The organism is Chitinophaga sp. S165 (assembly GCF_003182155.1).
Taxonomy (GTDB): domain Bacteria; phylum Bacteroidota; class Bacteroidia; order Chitinophagales; family Chitinophagaceae; genus Chitinophaga.
This window is the reverse complement of record NZ_QGTG01000002.1, coordinates 539,890-556,939: the sequence shown is the minus strand read 5'-3', so window position 1 is coordinate 556,939 and position 17,050 is coordinate 539,890. Positions and strand designations below refer to the sequence as shown.

15 protein-coding genes are annotated in these 17,050 nt (G+C 46.3%); 5 read left to right on the top strand and 10 right to left on the bottom strand.

Features of this window, described 5'->3' with window-relative positions; translation table 11 throughout:
- The first annotated feature begins 24 nt into the window (after nt 1–24).
- The 3 genes from rpsB (at nt 25) to pyrH (ending at nt 2,923) form a co-directional block, all read left to right on the top strand.
- Entirely contained in the window at nt 25–1,053 is a 1,029-nt protein-coding gene (gene rpsB, locus C7475_RS10425) for a 30S ribosomal protein S2 (RefSeq protein WP_110053297.1), read from the top strand.
- Nucleotides 1,054–1,183: 130 nt separating this feature from the next.
- Nucleotides 1,184–2,011 (top strand): translation elongation factor Ts, encoded by an 828-nt coding sequence (tsf, locus tag C7475_RS10420; protein ID WP_110053296.1) that lies wholly within the window; start codon nt 1,184–1,186, stop codon nt 2,009–2,011.
- Between the two features lie 198 nt (nt 2,012–2,209).
- On the top strand, nt 2,210–2,923 hold the full coding sequence (pyrH, locus tag C7475_RS10415; protein WP_110053295.1) for a UMP kinase: 714 nt from the start codon (nt 2,210–2,212) through the stop codon (nt 2,921–2,923).
- 100 nt (nt 2,924–3,023) lie between these two features.
- Here pyrH and C7475_RS10410 read toward each other — a convergent pair whose 3' ends face one another.
- Nucleotides 3,024–4,109, bottom strand: coding sequence for a DUF3298 and DUF4163 domain-containing protein (locus tag C7475_RS10410; RefSeq protein WP_110053294.1), 1,086 nt, complete (start codon nt 4,107–4,109; stop codon nt 3,024–3,026).
- Nucleotides 4,110–4,214: 105 nt separating this feature from the next.
- On the opposite strand from C7475_RS10410, the gene pdxH reads away from it, so the two are divergent.
- The gene (pdxH, locus tag C7475_RS10405; protein WP_199236204.1) at nt 4,215–4,859 is read left to right on the top strand and encodes a pyridoxamine 5'-phosphate oxidase; all 645 of its coding nucleotides are present in this window, start codon (nt 4,215–4,217) and stop codon (nt 4,857–4,859) included.
- A 69-nt stretch (nt 4,860–4,928) separates the two neighbouring features.
- On the opposite strand, the gene C7475_RS10400 is transcribed toward pdxH, so the two are convergent.
- The 6 genes from C7475_RS10400 to C7475_RS10370 all read right to left on the bottom strand — a co-directional run bounded on the left by C7475_RS10400 (nt 4,929) and on the right by C7475_RS10370 (nt 10,766).
- Nucleotides 4,929–5,045, bottom strand: coding sequence for a 30S ribosomal protein THX (locus C7475_RS10400; protein WP_110053293.1), 117 nt, complete (start codon nt 5,043–5,045; stop codon nt 4,929–4,931).
- A gap of 151 nt (nt 5,046–5,196) precedes the next feature.
- Entirely contained in the window at nt 5,197–5,466 is a 270-nt protein-coding gene (locus C7475_RS10395; protein WP_029465307.1) for an HU family DNA-binding protein, read from the bottom strand.
- A 306-nt stretch (nt 5,467–5,772) separates the two neighbouring features.
- Nucleotides 5,773–6,075 (bottom strand): DUF4286 family protein, encoded by a 303-nt coding sequence (locus tag C7475_RS10385; RefSeq protein ID WP_110053291.1) that lies wholly within the window; start codon nt 6,073–6,075, stop codon nt 5,773–5,775.
- A 15-nt stretch (nt 6,076–6,090) separates the two neighbouring features.
- A complete protein-coding gene (locus tag C7475_RS10380) occupies nt 6,091–6,855 on the bottom strand; it encodes an exodeoxyribonuclease III (protein ID WP_110053290.1) in 765 nt (254 codons plus the stop codon).
- Between the two features lie 99 nt (nt 6,856–6,954).
- Nucleotides 6,955–9,705 (bottom strand): methionine synthase, encoded by a 2,751-nt coding sequence (gene metH, locus C7475_RS10375; RefSeq protein ID WP_110053289.1) that lies wholly within the window; start codon nt 9,703–9,705, stop codon nt 6,955–6,957.
- A 44-nt stretch (nt 9,706–9,749) separates the two neighbouring features.
- Entirely contained in the window at nt 9,750–10,766 is a 1,017-nt protein-coding gene (locus C7475_RS10370) for a homocysteine S-methyltransferase family protein (RefSeq protein ID WP_110053288.1), read from the bottom strand.
- Between the two features lie 413 nt (nt 10,767–11,179).
- Here C7475_RS10370 and C7475_RS10365 point away from each other — a divergent pair, with 413 nt between their 5' ends.
- Nucleotides 11,180–11,392 (top strand): hypothetical protein, encoded by a 213-nt coding sequence (locus C7475_RS10365; RefSeq protein WP_110053287.1) that lies wholly within the window; start codon nt 11,180–11,182, stop codon nt 11,390–11,392.
- A 232-nt stretch (nt 11,393–11,624) separates the two neighbouring features.
- On the opposite strand, the gene recR is transcribed toward C7475_RS10365, so the two are convergent.
- The 3 genes from recR to C7475_RS10350 all read right to left on the bottom strand — a co-directional run bounded on the left by recR (nt 11,625) and on the right by C7475_RS10350 (nt 17,010).
- Nucleotides 11,625–12,242: a recombination mediator RecR gene (recR, locus tag C7475_RS10360; RefSeq protein WP_110053286.1), complete on the bottom strand. Its 618-nt coding sequence runs from the start codon at nt 12,240–12,242 to the stop codon at nt 11,625–11,627.
- 16 nt (nt 12,243–12,258) lie between these two features.
- A complete protein-coding gene (locus C7475_RS10355; RefSeq protein WP_110053285.1) occupies nt 12,259–13,749 on the bottom strand; it encodes an Ig-like domain-containing protein in 1,491 nt (496 codons plus the stop codon).
- An 84-nt stretch (nt 13,750–13,833) separates the two neighbouring features.
- Nucleotides 13,834–17,010, bottom strand: coding sequence for an ATP-dependent DNA helicase (locus C7475_RS10350; RefSeq protein ID WP_110053284.1), 3,177 nt, complete (start codon nt 17,008–17,010; stop codon nt 13,834–13,836).
- Nucleotides 17,011–17,050 lie beyond the last annotated feature (40 nt).

Below are 17,050 nucleotides of genomic sequence, written 5' to 3'. Positions count from 1 at the left end.
CCTTTTATAACAGAGTATAATAACATGGAAAATAATACCTCATTACAGCAGCAGTTACTGGAGGCGGGTGTACACTTCGGTCACCTGAAGAAAAAATGGAACCCGAAGATGCTGCCTTACATCTTCGCAGAAAAGAAAGGTATTCACATCATAGATCTGAATAAAACCGTTGAAGGATTACAGGATGCAGCTGCTGCCCTGAAATCTATCGCTAAGAGCGGTAAAAAGATCATGTTCGTAGCCACTAAAAAACAGGCTAAAGAAATCGTAGCTGAAGCTGCAAAACGCGTTAACATGCCTTTCGTTACTGAAAGGTGGTTAGGTGGTATGCTGACCAACTTCGCTACTATCCGTAAGAGCGTTAAGAAAATGCAGAGCATTGAAAAGATGCTGGCTGATGGTACCCTGGATAGCATCACCAAGAAAGAGCGTCTGACCTTAACCCGCGATAAGGAGAAAATGGAGAAAGTTCTGGGCGGTATCGCTCAGCTGGCACGCGTTCCTGCTGCGCTGTTCCTGGTTGACATCAGCCATGAGCACATTGCACTGGCAGAAGCTCGTCGTCTGGGTATCTCTACCTTCGGTATGGTAGATACTAACTCCGATCCTACTAAAGTAGACTTCGCAGTTCCTGCAAATGATGACGCGACTAAATCTATCGCAATCATCACTAACTATATCGCTGCTGCAATCGCAGAAGGTCTGGCTGAAAGAGCAAATGAGAAAACTGACGATGTAGTTGAAGAAGAAGAAGCTGATAACCAGGCGCTGAAATTCGAACTGGAAGGTGGCGATGATCGTGGCGAAAGAGGCCGTAAACCTGGTGGTCGTGGTCCTGGCGGTGCTGGTGGTCGCGGTCCTGGTGGCCCTGGTGGTGCCGGTGGACGTGGTCCAGGTGGTGGTAACCGCGGCGGCGGTGGTGGTAACCGTCCTGGTGGCGGTGGTGGCAACCGCCCAGGTGGCGGTGGCGGTAACCGTCCAGGCGGCGGTGGCGGCGGACAACGCCGTCCTGCAGGTTCAGGCGGTCCTAGACCAGGCGGTGGCGGAAGATAATCTCCGTTTACAATAAAATAATATAAAGCAATTGCGAATCGTGGACTTAGACTCTTTGTTCCATGATTCGCAATTCAGCTAATAGTTGATAAAGGATAAATATTAATCTATATTAAACTCATTATAAGTTATGGCAGCAACAATTACAGCAGCTGATGTTAACAAACTGCGTCAGCAAACTGGTGCAGGTATGATGGATTGCAGAAAAGCATTAGTAGAAAGTGATGGTGATTTTGAAAAAGCAGTAGATTATCTGCGTAAAAAAGGACAGAAAGTAGCTGCGCTGCGTTCTGACCGCGAAACCAAAGAAGGTGTTATCATTGCTAAAACTGCTGCTGATGGTAAATCAGGCGTAGTTGTAGCACTGGGTTGTGAAACTGACTTCGTTGCTAAAAACGAAGATTTCGTAAAATTCGCTCAGTCTATCGTTGACCTGGCCCTGAGTTCAGGTGTTAACACTATCGAAGAACTGGGTGCTGCTACCCTGGATGGCGCTACCGTAAATGATAAAGTGAACGACCAGGTAGCTAAGATCGGTGAAAAGATCACCCTGGCAAGATTCGAAAAGATCTCTTCAGCTGCTGTAACCGCTTATATCCACGGTAACTACCGTATGGGTGTACTGGTTGGCTTCTCTGCTCCTGTTTCTGAAGAAGTAGGTAAAGATATCGCTATGCAGATCGCAGCAATGAACCCTATCGCTGTTGATGCGGAAGGTGTTTCTCCTGAACTGATCGCTCGTGAAAAAGCTATCGCTATCGAACAGATCGCTGCTGAAGGTAAAACCGGCGATATGGCTGAAAAGATCGCTGTAGGTAAAGTGAATAAATTCTTCAAAGAAAATACCCTGTTACCACAGGCTTTCGTAAAAGATAATAATAAAACTGTTGGTGATCACCTGAAATCTATCAGCGCTGATCTGAAAGTAACAGGATTCACAAGAATCGCTTTAGGGTAATTAAATTACCTGTTTAAAAGGAGAGAATCACAATTCTCTCCTTTTTTTTGTGCTTAATATCGGGAATGCAAATAAGCCGGACATCGTCAATACTTCCCACTCCCCAATACCAGAAATAGCGTGTTCCGCATTTTTTTATATATTCGGGCACTGTAAACCATTTACTAACTAACATTTTCATATCATTTTTCTATAGTCATGTTGCCAAAGTATAAGCGTATTTTACTCAAATTGAGCGGTGAATCCCTGATGGGAGAAGGTAATTATGGTATCGATCACAGAGTGATCACTCAGTATGCGTACGATATTAAAGCTGTGACGGACCTGGGTGTGCAGGTTGCCGTAGTAATTGGAGGAGGTAACATTTATCGTGGTATGAATGAGGCAGAAACCGGCATCGAAAGAGCCCAGGGCGATTATATGGGGATGCTGGCCACCGTGATCAACGGCATGGCAATGCAGAGCGGCCTGGAAAAAGTTGGACTGTATACACGCCTTCAGTCAGCCATTAAAATGGAACAGATCGCTGAACCGTACATCCGCCGCCGTGCCATCCGTCACCTTGAAAAAGGCCGTGTAGTGATCTTCGGAGCCGGTACAGGTAATCCTTATTTCACAACAGATACTGCCGCTTCTCTCCGTGCTATAGAAATACAGGCAGACGTGATCCTGAAAGGTACCCGTGTAGATGGTATCTATACCGCAGATCCGGAAAAAGATCCGACCGCTACGCGTTTCGAATCCATCACCTTTTCTGAAGTATATCAGAAATCACTCAACGTGATGGACATGACCGCGTTTACCCTCTGCCAGGAGAATAAACTGCCTATTATCGTATTTGATATGAATAAGGGTGGAAACCTGTTGCAGGTTATTATGGGTAAAAATGTAGGTACGCTGGTGAAGGGATAACAACAGCTTATTGTATTGATATTATCAGGGACCGGGAATTAAGAATAAGAATGATGACTTGCGCATTATTCCTTATTCTCAATTCCTGGTCCCTGATCTTTTATTTCATCAGTGCTTTGATATTCTTGTACGGTACAAACAGGGTCACCTGACCTAAAGCATATGGACCGATTTCGTAGGGGGTATAGCTGAAACCAATGCCCTTGTCCGTTACCAGGAAGTTGTCATTAGGTGCGATCTCTTTCGTGAGCAACATCGATTCAAGTTTAGCCCCATCTTCCATTTTATAGATCTTCCGGAAAGATTGCTCCAGCTCCGGTATAAGGTCTGTCTTATATTCAGGTTTCAGGAAATCTTCTACTTTCAGCACCTTTTTCTTCTCCAGGTCTAATACCTGATAGTGGGCGCCGTAGTTGCCGTGCGCACCGCCTGTGAACTCATAGGTAAAATACTCCAGCACCAGCAGCGGATATTGGTTCCACACCACTTTCATGTCAGCGTCTGCAGCCCAGTTGGCCGTTGCAGGAATACCACCGGTAGTATCGAGGTCTTTTTCATTGACCTTATAGGTTGCAAGAAAGGAGTCGATATCCCGGCGTATAAATTTATCCGGATCGTTAATAGGTTTGCCATCTGTGATGCTCGTGCGTATGAAGGCTGCTGTAGACTCATCTGTGCCTGTGGCAGGCCATACGATGCAATTGCTTGCCTGACCGGTGGGCGTATTAGGATTACCCGCGAAAAGGGCTACTGAGTCGGCAGCATACACCACATCGAGTGGAATGGTGTTCTGAAAGTCAGGTTTGAGATCAAAATTATAAGAAGTACCCTTACCTCTCCATTTGCCTGTAAAATGCCCTACGCTGTCCATTCTGCCTGCAAACAACCTTTCCTCATCTCTGTCGGTATTCTCATAAAGGAATATCCTCTCCCCGTCAGGGCTGCCCCATAGCATAATAGGCTCACCTATATTATCGTAGGTATAATACCCGCGGAAGATCCACGGACCGGATTTAATAAGGTTCATGGTAACAGGCTCGCCATTAATGACGCCCTTCAAATGGAGGTAGTAATAAGCAGTTTTGGAGGGATCCGGGATCTTCGGAGTTTGTGCCTGCTGTTTTGTTTTCTTTCCGCAGGAGACGAACACACAACAGGTGATGACAAATAATAGTATGGTTCTCATGCCTTAAAATTACTAAATAAACTGACCACTGTCATATATCAATCTCTTGCTGTAGCCGGATACTGCTATGTTTATAAGTATCTTTGTGGCAGTAAAATCAGGACCATGTTGAACAAAGAAGTAGCAGATCTGCGTAAAGATTATCGCCTGGCCTCTCTCGATGAAGAGGATGTGGCGAAAGACCCATTGGAACAATTCGGGCGTTGGTGGAAAGATGCAACCAGCGGGCAACTGGATGAGCCTAATGCCATGACTTTAGCTACCAGTACGCCTGACGGCCATCCCTCTGCACGTATTGTGCTGTTGAAGAATTTTGATGCAGATGGATTTATGTTCTTTACAAACTATGAAAGTCAGAAAGGCCAGGAGATGGCGGCTAACCCTAACGTATCATTATTATTCTTCTGGAGAGAACTTGAAAGACAGGTGCGTATAGACGGTGCTGTTAGTAAGGTAGCGCCAGATGTTAGTGACGAATATTATAACAGCAGACCTCCGGGTAGTCGTATAGGCGCTATTGCTTCTCCGCAGAGCCGCGTAATACCACACCGCAGTTTCCTGGAAGAGCAGGTAAGGATGGTAGCTGAAAAATATATATTACAAGATCCGGTACGTCCGGCATACTGGGGCGGTTATGTTGTGAAACCGGTTAAGATGGAGTTCTGGCAGGGGCGCAGCAGCCGTTTACATGACAGGATATTATACAGGCTGGAAGGGAATGAGTGGAAGATCGAGCGCCTGGCGCCGTGAGACGGACGCTAAATAAAAATTAGGAATTAGGAATTGTTTTAAGGCATAATTCCTAATTCCCAAATGCTCTTAAGCCTTTTTTTCAGCTTTCGCAGCAGCAGCTTTCTTTGGTTTAGCAGGTCTTGCTTTACCGAAAGAACCGTTAGAAATCTTACCTTTTTTGGTTTTGATATCACCTCTACCCATTGTAAACAGTTTGATGTTTATTATAGTTGTTTGTTAATCTGAGGATGTAACTCCCGCTAATTAGCCGCAAATTACGTAATAGCCGGTGTTAAATGCAAAAAAAAAGCAAGAAACAGTAGTGTTCCTTGCTTGAATAAGTTAAGCTAACAGATTAAAGCTTGTCGGACAGAGCCTTACCAGCTTTGAATTTAGCAACTTTCTTAGCTTTGATCTTGATGATCTGGCCAGTCTGTGGGTTTCTACCGTTACGAGCAGCACGTTTAGAAACAGAGAAAGTACCGAAACCTACTAAGGTTACTTTACCACCTTTTTTCAGGGTATCAGCAACAGCTTTAGTGAAAGAATCCAGCGCTTCGTTAGCTTGGGTTTTAGTGATAGCGGCATCTTTTGCCAGCTTGTCGATTAATTCGGCTTTGTTCATAGCTAGTAAGATTTAACTAGTGAATAAAATGTTTGATGTGAGCAAATATAGCGCGTTTTATCAGATTACCAAATTTTTTGAATCTTTTTTAACTAAAAAATCATCGGCTGAAAACGCCTACAGGTAACGGTTACAGCAGATTGATACATGATGCGGTATGAATAGGGGATACCCCTTGTTTTCATGAAATCCGCTGTGGTAGCCTATTTGCTGCTGTATTTGATATAAACGCGTATATGTTCCAAGTATTGTACCAAAGTCTAAACCCCGTGTAATCAGTGGATTTCCTGTGGATAAGTTTAACATCTATACTACCTGCATTACGGTGTTAAAGGCCACAAACTGGCTCCCAAACAGGTCGTAAGACACCTTCCGAAGCCTTTGTGCATGCTCTTCCAGGAAGGTTTGATAGTTCTCCAATGTATCTGTAAAGTACTGAGCTGAGTAAGTAGGTCCGTCCTGATCGTCCTGCTCAAGCAGCCTGCAGATGCGGTAATCGTGGAAAAGTCCCGTTGCCATAATAGCCGGAATATGCTCTTCTTTCATCCATTGAAGCCACCTATCATTGATGAAATGTGTGACCTTAGTAGTAACGTTATAGATAATCATGTGCGAAAAACGGCTTTAAGATCCCAGTTGCAGATATACCGGGCAATGGTCTGAATGCTTTACCTGCTGCCAGATCTGGGCATCTTTCAGCCTCGCCTGCAGTGGTGTTGTAACGTTAATATAATCGATACGCCATCCCTTGTTATTGGCCCTGGCGTTAGACCTTACGCTCCACCAGCTGTATTGGTGCGGATCAGGGTTATAATGACGGAATGTGTCTACAAAGCCGCTATCGAACAATTTGTCCAGCCAGGCCCGTTCTTCCGGCAGAAAGCCTGAAGACTTCTTATTACCTACAGGATCGTGGATGTCTATCGGTTTGTGGCATATATTATAGTCGCCGCATACGACCAGGTTCGGCCTTGTGCCTTTCAGCTGTTCTACATAACCGTAGAATTCATCCAGCCATTGATATTTATAGGTCTGTCTTTCGTCTCCACTGGTGCCGGAAGGCATGTAGGTATTAATAAGGGTAATATCGCCAAAATCCAGCCTAATTACCCGTCCTTCTGCATCACTCTGCATGAAGCCGTTACCATATTGTACATGGTCAGGAGTGATCTTTGTCAGCACAGCCACTCCGCTATATCCCTTTTTCTCTGCAGGGTACCAGTAGTGCTCGTAGCCCAGCTCTTCAAATTGGCGGTAGTCCACATTGTCTTTGTGTGCCTTGATCTCCTGCAGGCATACGATATCTGCAGGATCTGTTTTCAGCCATTCCGTAAAACCTTTGGTCATGGCGGAACGTAGTCCGTTTACATTATAGGATACAATTCTCATGGTGTGGTAGATCAATCGTCCAGGGTGTATGGACAATGTTGGTGTTAATTATAAAAAAAACGGTAGTCCATGTTGGATGGACTACCGGATATCGAGTTATTACATGTCATATTCGAGTACGGGGCGTAGCCACTTCTCAGCCTCTTCTATGCTCCATCCCTTACGGGCGGCATAGTCTTCCACCTGGTCTTTCTCTATCTTGCCAAGACCGAAGTATTTGGCCTCTGGATGGGCGAAATACCAGCCACTAACGCTGGATGCGGGGTACATAGCGAGTGATTCGGTAAGGATGATACCGGTATTCTCAGTAGCATCCAGCATATCGAACAGTTTATATTTTTCTGTGTGCTCCGGACATGCAGGATAACCAGGCGCCGGACGGATTCCGGAGTACTCTTCTCTGATCAGTGCATCATTGTCCAGTTGCTCGGTTGCAGCATAACCCCAGAATTCAAGCCTTACACGTTTATGCATCAGCTCTGCAAAGGCCTCTACCAGTCTGTCGGCGAGGGCCTTCAGCATAATGCTACTATAGTCGTCGTGATCTGCCTTGAACTTTTCCAGCCATTTTTCAATATCACCGCCTGTTGTTACAGCAAATGCGCCCATATAGTCCTGGATGCCTGCTTCTGCCGGAGCAATGAAATCGGCCAGGGAAAGGTTCGGCTGACCAGGAGCTTTTTTGATCTGCTGGCGGAGGCATTCCAGGTGTACAGGGCCTTCGCCGGGTTTAGGCGATAATACGGAGATCGTATCGTCAGCGCTTCTGTTTGCAGGGAACAGGCCAATCACGCCATTTGCCGTCAGCCATTTCTCTTCTACAATGCGCTTCAGCATTGCTTTGGCATCTTCAAACAGGCGGGAGGCTTCTTTACCTACGATTTCATCTGTAAGGATCTGCGGGAATTTGCCATGCAGTTCCCATGAGATGAAGAATGGTTGCCAGTCAATAAATTCAGCTATTTCACCCAGGTCGTAATTCTTGAATACATGCACGCCTAACTGTTTGGGCACTACCGGCTGGTAGTTGCTCCAGTTGGTGATTGCCTTATGCTGACGGGCTTCCGCAATAGGGAGGTATTGTTTTACCGGTTTTTTGTTCCGGAAGTTTTCGTTCAGTTTCTGGTACTCGATCTTCACATCGTCCAGGAAGGTCTTTTTGAGCGCTTTATTAAGGAGACTGCTTGTAACTGTCACACTACGGGAAGCATCCAGTACATGGATCACCCCGTGTTCGTATTCAGGGGCTATTTTAACCGCTGTATGCGTCCGGGAGGTAGTAGCACCTCCAATGATCAGGGGCACCTCAAAATGCTGGCGTTTCATCTCTCTGGCCACATTTACCATCTCATCCAGGCTAGGGGTGATCAATCCACTGAGACCGATAATATCAACCTGCTCCTGACGGGCGGTCTGTAATATCTTTTCAGCAGGTACCATTACACCCATGTCAATGATGTCATAGCCGTTACAGCCTAACACCACGCCTACGATGTTCTTGCCGATGTCATGCACATCGCCTTTTACTGTTGCCAGCAGGATCTTTCCGGCAGATTTAACCACACCACCGTTCAGTTCCACCATTCTTTGCTTTTCCTCTTCGATATAAGGTGTGAGCACCGCCACTGATTTTTTCATTACACGGGCGCTTTTCACAACCTGGGGAAGGAACATCTTGCCACTGCCAAACAGGTCGCCTACGATGTTCATACCGTCCATGAGCGGACCTTCTATGACATCCAGCGGGCGAGGGTATTTCTGACGGGCCTCTTCTGTATCAGCCTCAATATGATCGGTAATGCCGTTCACCAGGGCATGGCTTAAGCGTTCTTCCACGCTGCCATGACGCCAGGTTTCATCTTTCTCGATGACCTTACCTTTGCTCTTTACTGTTTCAGCAAAGGCGATCAGGCGTTCGGTCGCATCTTCCCTACGGTTCAGAATGGCATCATTACACAGCTCACGCAGTTCAGGTTCTATCTCGTCATAGATCTGAAGCATGCCGGCATTCACGATACCCATGTTCATGCCTGCTTTGATGGCGTAGAACAGGAACACAGAGTGCATTGCCTCACGAACTACGTCGTTACCACGGAAGGAGAAGGAAATATTACTTACCCCACCGCTTACGCTGGTAAGGGGCATCAGTTCTTTAATGCGACGGGTAGCGTTGATGAAGTCTACCGCGTAGTTATTATGTTCTTCAATACCCGTTGCGATCGCGAAGATGTTTGGGTCGAAGATGATATCCTGCGGGTCAAACCCTACTTTTTCTGTCAGGATCTTATATGAGCGGTGGCAAAAGCTCACCTTTTTCTCTTCGGTATCTGCCTGTCCGTATTCATCAAAAGCCATCACTACAACGGCAGCACCAAAGGCTTTACAGATCTTCGCCTGCTCAATGAATTTGGCCTCACCTTCTTTCAGGCTGATGGAGTTTACGATACATTTCCCCTGTAAACATTTAAGTCCGGCTTCAATGATGCTGAACTTACTGGAGTCGATCATCACCGGTATTTTGGAAATGTCCGGTTCTGCTGCCAGGAGGTTCAGGAAGGTGGTCATGGCTTTTTCTCCATCCAGGAGGGCATCGTCCATGTTCACGTCTAATACCTGTGCACCATTTTCCACCTGCTGCCGGGCTACGGAGAGGGCTTCTTCATACAGGCCTTCCCTGATAAGACGGGCAAACTTTTTCGACCCGGTTACGTTGGTACGCTCCCCGATGTTAATGAAGTTCGTTTCTGGCCTCACTACCAGTGGCTCCAGGCCACTAAGGCGGAGGTAAGGTTTTATCACTTTTGTTTCGGGTGCCTGTAACGTATCTGCTGAAGTGATTGTTTCGCTCATTTGTGTTGCTGTAGTAGTTAGAATACTCCTTTTATCAGTATGGATCATGCCAGTTCTTCCACCTGGAGAGGAACGGGTCTGGGAGGCATTGTCTTTACATGTTCCGCAATGTGACGGATATGGTCAGGCGTAGTGCCGCAACAACCTCCTACGATATTAACATAACCTTCCCGGGCAAAATCTTCGATGATGTGTGCCGTATGATCGGGTGTTTCATCGTATTCGCCAAAGGCGTTAGGTAAACCTGCATTCGGATAGCAGCTCACATTGCAGGCTGCTATCTGCGACAGTTCAGCAATGTAAGGACGCATCTGTTCACCACCCAGCGCACAATTAAGGCCTACAGAGAATGGCTTTACGTGCATGACAGAGATATAGAAGGCTTCCAGTGTCTGGCCGCTGAGGGTCCTGCCTGAAGCATCCGTAATTGTACCGGATATCATTACAGGCAGCTCGGGCTGGTCAATGTCACTGAAGTATTTCTTTATAGCGAAGATGGCTGCTTTACTGTTCAGCGTGTCAAAGATGGTTTCAATGAGCAGGATGTCTACTCCTCCTTCATGAAGCCCTTTGATCTGCTCATAGTAGGCAGTTACAACTTCATCGAAGGAAACAGAACGGAAACCAGGATTATTCACATCCGGAGAGAGGGACAAGGTCTTGTTCAGCGGGCCTATTGCGCCAGCTACAAACCTCGGTTTATCCGGGTTCTTCTCGGTGTATTCCTTCGCCGCTTTTTTCGCAATACTTGCAGCTGCCACATTCAGCTCATAGGCGATCGACTGCATATCGTAGTCGGCCATGGCAATAGTAGTACTGCTGAAAGTATTGGTCTCGATAATATCGGCGCCGGCTTCCAGGTATTCTTTGTGTATTGCTTCGATGATATGGGGCTGAGTAAGATTGAGCAGGTCGTTATTACCTTTTACATCCATATGATAATCTTTGAAGCGTTCACCTCTGTAATCCGCTTCCTCCAGCTTGTAACGCTGTATCATGGTGCCCATTGCCCCATCAATGATCAGAATGCGCTCTGCGGCGCACTGGGATAATGATTTCATAATTGTTGTACGTTTATTAGTTACGGTTTAATAATACCCGCAGGTCGAACAATAAACAAATCCACCCGCGGAAACTAAAAGACAAAGGTACTTAATAATTGTATTATTATGCGGGTAGGCAGCATGCCCGAAAGGGGCCGTCATAGGTAGCAAAAGAACCTTATATGTACAGGGAGCAGAAAAAATTTGTTTTGATCTGTAAAGTCTACTATATTTGTAGGGTAATAGGGAGCGGCGCTCCCACAATGAGAATTACGATGCAAAAAGACGTAGTACAACAATCGTTAAGGCATTTCATCACCCGGAATATGCTTCATACATACGACAGTTCTAATAAGCAGAACTGTTGTTGCTAATCGGCGCACCACCACCATTGACCGTTTAGTTTTAACCTGCATTAAATCATTATTACGATGAGTATTGCCGAGCATGTACACAGCTTGCAGCAACACCTGGCGCAGTATGGACTGTACCCGGTACCCGCTGATGCTGACAGGGAGGAGTCTGAGATCTTTAAGATCTGTTTTTTGAATAAGTATGAGATGCAACGCTGGAGTGAACTGAGAGCGCAAGAAGAACGTCAGGACCGTTTGTCTCAGAAGAGCGCCCAGGGCGAGTGTTTATAGACACCGAAAGAGATTATCCATGAACTTATATAAAATCTAAACCAACCATAGCGATTTTCATAACGTGGAATTACAGGTTAAACACACACGGGTGTTGTTCAGCACTCGTATCTTTTTAAGCAAAACGCTTAACACGAAATGGGCGACCATTCTGCGTTAAGCGTTTTGCTTTATTAATATGTTCGTTTACGGCTGATGATCATCTGATCCGTCAGGCCTTCTTACAAAGTGATCACTTCTGCACATAATTTTCCAACGGCAACCTGTTGGAGATCGATCTTGCCAATGTCATCTCATCAGCATATTCCAGTTCACCGCCAAAAGCAATACCTCGTGCTATTGTAGTGATCTTTACCGGAAACTCCTTCAACTTCTTGGACAGGTAATAGATGGTCGTATCTCCTTCTATGGTAGGACTTAGTGCCATAATGATCTCCTCAATACCCTGTTGCTGCGTTCTCTCTACAAGTGAATAAATATTCAGCTGCTCCGGCCCGATACCATCAATAGGTGAGATGATCCCTCCCAATACATGATAGGTCCCGTTGAACTGCTGCGTATTTTCGATGGCCATCACATCGCGGATGCTCTCTACTACACATACAAGGGCCTTATTCCTTGAAGGATTACCACAAATGCTACAAATCTCCTGATCCGAAACGTTATGGCATATTTTACAGAATTTGATCTGCTCCCGCATACGGGTCACTACGTCACCAAACAGTTTGACCTGGGCGGGTTCCTGCTTCAACAGGTGCAACACCAGGCGTAACGCCGTTTTTTTGCCAATGCCCGGCAACCGCGCAAACTCATTTACTGCATTTTCTATCAGGGCGGAGGAAAATATCATGATGTAAAATTAGGAATTATAATGTGACCTGGATCTTCACCCCCCAGTTGGCTTTGATATTCTCTTTTTTAGGGAAGCTGACCACTCTTTCCGGCTGCTTCTTTGGTGTGCTGTAATAGACGCCACGGTCCCATTTCCCGTTATTATTCTCATCCAGCAGTACCTGTACTTCATATTCTCCCGGAGTGATACGTTTTTGGACCCAGGTGTTCCGTTCTATTTTCCCTGAATATTGGATCTTCTTATCCCTGATGAGTTGGGCTACGTAGTGCATGGTATCACTGATCATTGACTTCGCACTGTCACTGAGAGTAAAGGTCAGCATGGCCTTGCCGTAATCAGATTCCTTTTTAGCTGCGAAGCTGATCGTATCGGACTTGGCTGGCTGGATGCCCGCAGTATCAGCTACAGATTCTTTTGGGATGATCAGCCTGTAAGGCTTACCTTCTTTCCAATCATAATGCACCAGTAATTTAGTACGGGTGGTATCCAGCGGATCAAAGGATGTAGTGAATGGTACTGGTGTGAACAGCGTATCCTGTGTCAGTTTGAACGCTGTACTGTCCAGTGTTTTCACCGGAGCGCTAAAAGTGATCCGTAAAGGTTGACCCAGCTCCTGTTTATTATCATTCAGTTCTGCGCCGATATTCAGCGTACGTTTCTTCTTCTTTTCTTTCTCCTTGTCTTTTTCTTTTTTCTCGCTTTCCTGTTCTACCTGTTGTTGCTCTTCCTGCGCCGCTTCTTCCGGTTTTTTGATAGTGCTGTCCTGTTCAATGAACATCAGCATTGTAATGTCTTTCAGGTTTTGTTCCCTCAGATGGATCAGACTGTCATTAAAAGCGATCAGCTCATTGGGCTGGTTGTATTGCAGGTCCCGGTCTTCCTCTTTCAGTGCAAACAGTTTATAGTCGCCGGGAGCCATATTCCTGAACCAGAATGCCCCATTACCTTTTGAACGTGCAAAGTAAACCGGTTTCTCCTTAGATACGACAGAGTCTATCGTATTACGGTATATCATCACAGACACGTTACTGTCAGGTTTCCCGGTTTCTGCATTTATAGTATATCCCCTTACCTGGAGAGAATCCAGGTAATCGCCGGTTGATACCACATACTGAAAGTCCTCTATAGGATTGCTTTCATTGTTATCCCGGATGGCGTCAGAGAAGTTAAAAGTATAAGTGGTATTTTCAGCCAGCGTATCCTTGATGACCATTGTTACGGTTTTCAGCTTGGATGTTACCGTTGGTACCCGTTTCAGGGTAGGGGATACGATCAGTTTCTCGAAGATGTTGTCCAGCTGTACATATTCATTGAATGTAAAAGAGACTTTCTTTGCTTTGAACTGCAGGGTTGAGTCGGGAGGTGTTATCCCTACCAGCCTGGGGGCTAGCGTATCTTTAGGTCCGCCGCTGGGTGGAACAATATTGGCGCAGCCCGGGAGCAGAAAGATGGACACACTTATCACTATCAGCCAGTAGGCCCAGCCACGGAAGTTATGATTCATTATCTATAAGTATTATACCAAAAACCGGCTCCAAAGATCAAATTCCAAACAGAAAAATCCAAATCAGTCTGCCACTGGCCCTATTCAGTCTTCCAAACGGGCTGGGAGCACCGTCTCATTTTCTGCTTCCGGTTCATGTAATGCTACGTAGAGCTTATTGTCCTTCACAAAGTTGCACCACACACAATCTTTTTTACCGCAACCGGTATAGAATTCCCTGTTCTGGATCTTTGTCCAGGTGGAGACGATCTGCTGGGTAACGAGGCTAACATCTTCAGGGGTAATGGCCACTTTCGCCTTATGATATAGCTTCTGTTTATTAGGCTCAATGAAGTCAAACTCAGTACTTATTACTTTCCAGTTCTTCTGGTGGTAGTTGTCCAGCAGCACTTTATAGAAAACAGCTTGTCGCCAGTAATCCCCGCCGTCAGGATGTTCGGGAGTGGGACGTGCAAATTTGTGGTGTTCGCTGATAGCCTTTTCATAGTCGCCGGTCTTGTAATCCACCACATTCACCAGGTTGCCCTCAAATTCCAGTTTGTCGATCTTGCCTTTCAGCGGTACTCCGCTAACTACTACGCTCCGGATATTCCGTTCCACGCTGACAACCTTATTCCATTTTGATGAATAAATGTTGTAATAGCTGTCCAGTATATCTTTGCCATATTCCAGCCTTCTTTCAAAAGACTCTCTGGTAAAGCTTTCCCGGTTGCGTAACATGCTCCAGGTAAAGTCGCGGATGAATTCTTCTTTAGGAGGGAATTCATATTGCTTGTTCTCCTGCATTTTCTGGAACAGCTTTTCCAGTGCATAGTGGACGGCAGAACCAAACTCTGTGTTTTCCGAGCGGCCGGAAGGTACTCGGACGAGGTTTTTATAATAAAAGCCCAGGGGGCAGTTGAGGTAATTATTGAGCGCCGTTACGTTCATGACGAAACTTGCCAGCAGGCTGTCAATGAACTGCATGTCGGTCCTGGCTATTTCTGGAGCTACGCCTTGTGTATATTGAAGGGCCTCAAATGTGAACAGCACATCCTCCGGAATAATGACCTTCTCAACAGGCAGTGCATGCCGTTCCTGTATTTCAGTTACGAACAGGCTGGGTTCCAGCGGCTTACCATCTGTTCTGAACTCAGGATAACTGATGTACAGATGTTTTTCTGCACGGGTCAGCGCCACATAGAAAAGCCTGCGGAGCTCCTGTTCATCGGTGCTGGTAACAGCGGTGGTGAACAGGGTATCCGGAAAGGTAAAACCACTGGCAGTCTTCTTTTTAGTTTCCCAAAGATGAGAGTTGGCGCCAGCAATGAATACATACTCGAATTCAAGTCCTTTGGCGCCGTGTGCTGTGAGCAGGTTGATGCCTTTTTCGTGCCCCGACACCTGTACAATAGGAATAGTAATGCCGTTGTGGGCCATCAGGTCTGTCATGCTCATAAAAGGCACCAACGTAAGGTCCGGGTTCCGGTGTGTTTCTCCCTTGATGAAATCGAACAGCGATTGCAGCACCTTCATCAGCCAGGGCTTTTCAGGCGATTGCATTACATATGAGAGCACGCCGCATTCATTGATAATGGCAGCAAATAACTGTTGCAGGGTAAGGTTATGAGCATCCTTTATCAGTTTTTCCAGTGTGCGGGTAAAGTCTATCAAAGCCTGCTCAGGAGCAGCTGTAAAGAGTGTCAGGTTACGGGTATGCTGCCACTCCTGCAGGTATTGGCGTATGGAAGACTTTTCCCTGTATCCCTTTTCTGCCGCCCTGATACTGATCTTAGCCACCTCTATAGCGGGAATGTCATAAAAATCGTAGTGCAGGATAGAGAATAGGAGATCATCTCCGCTATAAGGCGTATCTATCTCACAGGCAATGTACCGGAGAATGGTCAGCACTTTACGGGCAAACGGGATCTCAAACAAATTAATGCTCCGTTTGGAATAGAAGGGAATATGCTGAAAGCGGCAATAGCTGGCCAGTTCTTCGCCATATTTGTTTTCCCTGTAGATAACAGCGATCCTTCCCGGAAGAACACCACTATCCAGCAACCTTGAAATCTGCCGGGTAATATCTATCATCTCGTCCTGCTGGGTATTGTATCGCCGGATAAGAGGAGGAATATCCAGTGGCAGTAAGTGCGTAGCGGCGGCAACCAGTTTTTTGCTCAGTCCAGGTAGCTGGTTCACCAGTCTGGCATCGCCATTATTTTCTATCAGCGACATGGATACGTCCAGGATGGGCTGTGTAGAGCGGTAATTGCTGGTCAGGACGATGGTTTGCAGAGTATCGGAAAAGGTTTCTGCGAACCCCGCCATATTTTCAATACTGGCGCCCTGGAAGCGGTAGATGGATTGATCATCATCGCCAACAACAAAAATGTTAGGGCTATCCTGTTCACCGATCAGCAGTTGCACCAGTTTGTTCTGGGTACCGCTGGTATCCTGGAATTCATCTACCAGGATATATTGATAACGTTCCCTATAGTCGGCCAGCAGGTCAGGATGTGTTTCAAAAGCCTGAATGACCCAGTTGATCATATCTTCAAAATCATACCGGCCAGCGGCATGCATGAGTGCTGTGTATACAGGGAACTGTTCCACCGCAGCCTGCAGCCGCACCATTTTTTCCTTTTCCAGGGCTATCTTATCGGTACGTACATCGCCTTTGGCAAATTGCCGGGTCGCTTTTTTTGCAATGAAAGCCTCCCTGGAAGGCAGGCTTTCAATATAACCGGAAATTGCGGCATTGATATATTCGACGGACCAGCCTTCCTTTTTAATGGTAGAGAAGAGATGGGCCAGGTGTTTCATATCAAAGTACACATCTCCCCGGTAACGCTTCAGGGGATTATCTTTGGTAAAACCGTCGATCAGCTTTTTCAGCAGCTGGATCTTCTCCAGTTCAGAAACAGGATCGAGATTATGTTTATCGAACAGGCCCAGGTTGTCCTGGATCACTTCGTTACAGAAGGAATGGAAGGTGTGAATATTAACGCGGTAGGCATCCGGGCCGATAAAGTCCGTCAGCCTTTTGCGCATGGCCACTGTCCCTGCGTCCGTATAGGTAAGACAGAGGATATTCTGTGGCAGATAGTCTGTGTCGAGCAGTATTTTGCCAATACGGGAAGCCAGGATCTGGGTTTTACCTGTACCCGGGCCGGCAATGACCATGACGGGGCCTTCCGTCTGATCGACGGCCTTTCGCTGCTGCCCGTTCAGGCGGGCATACACTTCCCTGAAATGACTTTGGTACTGATCTCTTGACATGACTATATTTGAAGATGGCATCGGGCCACACAAAACATAT

What these genes read in the sequence shown, in the direction of transcription:
- tsf (WP_110053296.1), top strand. Translation starts at nt 1,184, where the DNA reads ATGGCAGCAACAATTACAGCAGCTGATGTTAACAAACTGCGTCAGCAA.
- C7475_RS10370 (WP_110053288.1), bottom strand. Translation starts at nt 10,766, where the DNA reads ATGAAATCATTATCCCAGTGCGCCGCAGAGCGCATTCTGATCATTGAT.
- pdxH (WP_199236204.1), top strand. Translation starts at nt 4,215, where the DNA reads ATGTTGAACAAAGAAGTAGCAGATCTGCGTAAAGATTATCGCCTGGCC.
- C7475_RS10400 (WP_110053293.1), bottom strand. Translation starts at nt 5,045, where the DNA reads ATGGGTAGAGGTGATATCAAAACCAAAAAAGGTAAGATTTCTAACGGT.
- C7475_RS10410 (WP_110053294.1), bottom strand. Translation starts at nt 4,109, where the DNA reads ATGAGAACCATACTATTATTTGTCATCACCTGTTGTGTGTTCGTCTCC.
- C7475_RS10380 (WP_110053290.1), bottom strand. Translation starts at nt 6,855, where the DNA reads ATGAGAATTGTATCCTATAATGTAAACGGACTACGTTCCGCCATGACC.
- C7475_RS10365 (WP_110053287.1), top strand. Translation starts at nt 11,180, where the DNA reads ATGAGTATTGCCGAGCATGTACACAGCTTGCAGCAACACCTGGCGCAG.
- C7475_RS10350 (WP_110053284.1), bottom strand. Translation starts at nt 17,010, where the DNA reads ATGTCAAGAGATCAGTACCAAAGTCATTTCAGGGAAGTGTATGCCCGC.
- C7475_RS10355 (WP_110053285.1), bottom strand. Translation starts at nt 13,749, where the DNA reads ATGAATCATAACTTCCGTGGCTGGGCCTACTGGCTGATAGTGATAAGT.
- recR (WP_110053286.1), bottom strand. Translation starts at nt 12,242, where the DNA reads ATGATATTTTCCTCCGCCCTGATAGAAAATGCAGTAAATGAGTTTGCG.
- rpsB (WP_110053297.1), top strand. Translation starts at nt 25, where the DNA reads ATGGAAAATAATACCTCATTACAGCAGCAGTTACTGGAGGCGGGTGTA.
- pyrH (WP_110053295.1), top strand. Translation starts at nt 2,210, where the DNA reads ATGTTGCCAAAGTATAAGCGTATTTTACTCAAATTGAGCGGTGAATCC.
- metH (WP_110053289.1), bottom strand. Translation starts at nt 9,705, where the DNA reads ATGAGCGAAACAATCACTTCAGCAGATACGTTACAGGCACCCGAAACA.
- C7475_RS10395 (WP_029465307.1), bottom strand. Translation starts at nt 5,466, where the DNA reads ATGAACAAAGCCGAATTAATCGACAAGCTGGCAAAAGATGCCGCTATC.
- C7475_RS10385 (WP_110053291.1), bottom strand. Translation starts at nt 6,075, where the DNA reads ATGATTATCTATAACGTTACTACTAAGGTCACACATTTCATCAATGAT.